The sequence below is a fragment of the Phaeobacter sp. HF9A genome (assembly GCF_011806385.1).
Taxonomy (GTDB): domain Bacteria; phylum Pseudomonadota; class Alphaproteobacteria; order Rhodobacterales; family Rhodobacteraceae; genus Epibacterium.
Genome location: NZ_JAATOX010000213.1, coordinates 1 through 3,566 on the forward strand (window position 1 = coordinate 1; position 3,566 = coordinate 3,566).

The 3,566-nt window shown below is 63.7% G+C and carries 3 protein-coding genes and 1 pseudogene; 1 reads left to right on the forward strand and 3 read right to left on the reverse strand.

Annotation, left to right across the window (positions count from 1 at the left end; all coding sequences use genetic code 11):
* On the reverse strand, nt 1-708 hold a 708-nt coding region (locus HCZ87_RS20290; RefSeq protein WP_167646875.1), incomplete at its 3' end, for an FAD-binding oxidoreductase.
* A 131-nt stretch (nt 709-839) separates the two neighbouring features.
* Between HCZ87_RS20290 and HCZ87_RS20295 the strand changes: the two are divergent.
* A pseudogene (locus HCZ87_RS20295) lies at nt 840-1,429 on the forward strand (CDP-alcohol phosphatidyltransferase family protein).
* 237 nt (nt 1,430-1,666) lie between these two features.
* On the opposite strand, the gene HCZ87_RS20300 reads toward HCZ87_RS20295, so the two are convergent.
* Nucleotides 1,667-2,743 carry a BMP family ABC transporter substrate-binding protein gene (locus HCZ87_RS20300; protein ID WP_167646877.1) on the reverse strand — a complete coding sequence of 359 codons (1,077 nt, stop codon included), beginning with the start codon at nt 2,741-2,743 and terminating at the stop codon, nt 1,667-1,669.
* Between the two features lie 130 nt (nt 2,744-2,873).
* The coding region (locus tag HCZ87_RS20305) for an ABC transporter permease (protein WP_167646879.1) at nt 2,874-3,566 on the reverse strand (693 nt) is incomplete at its 5' end.

Consider the following 3,566-nt stretch of genomic DNA (forward strand, 5'->3'; position numbering starts at 1 on the left):
CCCGGCCCCCAGCAGCACCGGCCGCCCGCGGACGTCAGCGGCGCGGGGGGCCTGGAGGTGGCCGATCGAGCGGCGTTTGGGTTGCAGGCCGACACGGCGCGCCCCCGCCATTTCGGCGATCACATCCGCCCAGGCCCCGGCCGCATTGACGATCTGGGCGGCCTCATAGCTGTCATCGCGGGTCTCGACCCGCCAGCCCTGCGGGCTGCGGGTGATGCGCTGCACCTCCTGCTTCAGGCGCAGCTCGCCCCCCCGCTGGCGCAGATCCTTGGCCCAGTCGCCCATCAGCCGATCAGTGTCGATATCGCTGGCGTCCTCATGCACGGCGGCGTGGCTCACCACATCGGGGTTCAGGATCGGCACCCGCGCCACGGCGGCCTCGACCGAAATTCCGGTCAGGTCCAGATCCGCCATATTCGCCTCAAAGAGGGCCTGATCCTCGGCCTTGCCCAGCAACATGAAGCCACGCGGGCTCAGATAGCTGTCGCGCCCCGGGCCGGGCGCCTCAAAGAAGGCGGCACTTGCGTGTGACAGGGTCTTGATCGGACCGGGGCCATAGTTTTTCTCAAACAGCGACGCCGAGCGCCCCGAGGCATGAAAGCCCAGCACGTCCTCGCGCTCCAGCAGCAGCACAGAGCCAAGCTCCGCCAGATGGGCGGCCGCACTGAGCCCGGCGACACCGCCACCGATGACAAGAAAATCAAACATATGTCCTCCAACGCGCCGGGGTGATTTCCGGGCCGAGACTGGCACGCAGGTGGCACAACAGCAATGGGAGCGGGCGCAGAACGCGGCAAGTTGAATGGATTTTTTCCGTCGCGACAGCTAAAGCCTGTCTCATGTTTGACGCAAAACTCCGCCCCGTGATCGACCCCATTCTGAATGCGCAGGGCAGACGTCTGGCGCGTCTTGGCGTGACCGCCGATCAGATCACCCTGCTGGGGCTGGCGCTGGGGCTCCTGGCGGCGCTGATGATCGGCTGCGGAGCGCCGGGCTGGGCGCTCCTGCCGCTTCTGGCGTCACGGCTGGCAGATGGGCTCGACGGGGCGGTGGCGCGGGCCACGGGCAGGCTCAGCGATTTTGGCGGCTATCTCGATATCGTCTGTGACTTTGTGGTCTACGGCGCGGTGCCGCTCGGCTTTGTGGCGCTGGCGCCGCAGGAAAACGGCCTTGCCGGTGCGTTCCTGCTGAGCAGCTTCTACGCCAATGGCGCCAGTTTTCTGGGCTATGCGGTGCTGGCCGAAAAGCGCGAGATGACCACATCGGCGCGCGGGGTCAAAACGCTCTATTTCACCGGCGGCCTGCTGGAGGGCGCCGAGACCATCACCCTCTTTGTGCTGCTGTGCCGCTGGCCTGGGGCTTTGGGGGCTTGTGTTTCATCACGGCCCTGTCGCGGGTCCTGCTGGCGGCACGGGTGTTTCGCGACTAACGCCCGGCTGCCAAGGCTTTCGCAAAGGTAAACAGCGCCGTTGCGCCTCCCAGATCTATGCGGTCGCGCGCCCTGCAACGGGCATAAAAAGTATCAAGATCCCTGACCTATTGTTTCGTGCACGAAACAATAGGTCAGCAAGGCTGACGTAGCTGCGCGCATTGATCGTGGGGCAGGGGGCAAAAAAAGACCCGCCAACGGGGGCGGGTCTTTCATCCATCACAGGTGAAGGCCGGATTATTCCGGGATGGTGCCGTCGATGCCTTCGACAAAGAAGTTCATGCCAGCCAGGGTGCCATCATCAGCCACTTCGCCCTCGGCCAGCCAGACCGAGCCGTCCTGCTTGTTCAGCGGGCCGGTGAAGGGGTGGTGTTCGCCGGACGCGATGGCGGCTTTCAGCGCCAGCGCGTCTTCCTTGACGTTGGCGGGAACCGCATCGGTGATCTCGCCGATCTTCACCATGCCAGCGCCGATGCCGTCCCAGGTGTTGCCGCTTTCCCAGGTGCCATCCATCACGGCCTTGGTGCGCGCGATATAGTAGGGGGCCCAGTTGTCGATGATCGAGGACACGCGCGGCGCCGGAGCATATTCCGCCATGTCAGAGGCCTGACCGAAGGTGTAGACATTGCCCGCCGCCTGCGCCGCCGCCTGCGGTGCAGTGGAGTCGGTGTGTTGCAGGATCACGTCAGCGCCCTGTTCGATCAGCACCTTGGCCGCATCGGCCTCTTTTGCCGGATCAAACCAGGTGAAGGCCCAGACGATCTTGAACTGGACGTCGGGGTTCACCTTCTTGGCGTGGATATAGGCGGAGTTGATGCCGCGGATCACTTCGGGGATCGGGTAGGAGCCGATATAGCCGACGATATTGCTCTTGGTCATTTCGCCCGCGATGGTGCCCTGAACCGCGCGGCCCTCGTAGAAACGGGCGGAATAGGTCGATACATTCGCCGTCTGCTTATAGCCGGTCGCATGTTCGAATTTCACATCCGGGAATTTCGCCGCCACGTTGATGGTCGGATCCATATAGCCAAAGGAGGTGGTGAAGATCAGATCCGCACCTTGCAGCGCCATCTGGGTGATCACGCGCTCCGCATCGGGGCCTTCGGCGACATTCTCGACATAGACGGTTTCGACCGCATTGCCGAATTCTTCCTCAACCGCCAGACGGCCCTGGTTGTGCTCATAGGTCCAGCCGCCATCGCCAACCGGGCCAACATAGACAAAGCCAACCTTGGTCTTGTCCTGCGCCATCGCGCCACCCGCGGCCAGGCCGAGCGCAACAGCCGCGCCGGTGAGAAGTTTGGTGAGTTTCATAATGGATAAAGTCCCCTGTTAGATTCGGTTTTGACCCCGGATAAACGGCCCATGACATCGGCCCCGCACCGGCGCAGTCTTCAGATCCGCCCCCGGTGTCCCGGAAGCGGAAAATGCGGCGCCCCCGGTATCAGCGGGAGGCGTGAAAGCTCCGGCCAAGCGACGCGGGTGCGTTGCTCTTGTCGGCGGATAGGATGACGAGCACCAGAATGGTGATCAGATAGGGCGACATTGCCAGATACTCCACCGGAATGGCAACGCCTGCCGCCTGAAGATTAAGCTGCACGACTGTGACGCCGCCAAAAAGATAGGCACCCAACAGGGCCCGCCAGGGCTTCCAGCTGGCAAATACCACCAGCGCAAGGGCGATCCAGCCAACGCCCGCGGTCATGCCCTCGGTCCATTGCGGCACCCGGATCAGGCTGATGTAGGCACCGCCCAGGCCCGCGCAGGCGCCGCCAAAGAGAATGGCAAGCGTGCGGATGCGCACCACCTTATAGCCCAGGGCATGGGCCGCGTCATGGTTCTCGCCCACCGCGCGCAGCACCAGCCCGGCGCGGGTGAACTTCAGCACCGCCCAGACGCAGGCGGTCAGAAAGATGCCGAAATACAGCACGATATCATGGGAAAACAGGATCCGCCCCAGCACCGGCAGATCGGACAGAAACGGAATATCCACCCGGCCCATCTGCGGCGGCTTAACGCCCACATAGCGCTGCCCCATCAAGGCCGAAAGCCCGAGACCAAACAGCGTCAGCGCCAGCCCCGAGGCCACCTGATTGGCCAGCGCAAATTGCGTCAGCACCACAAACAGCAGCGACAG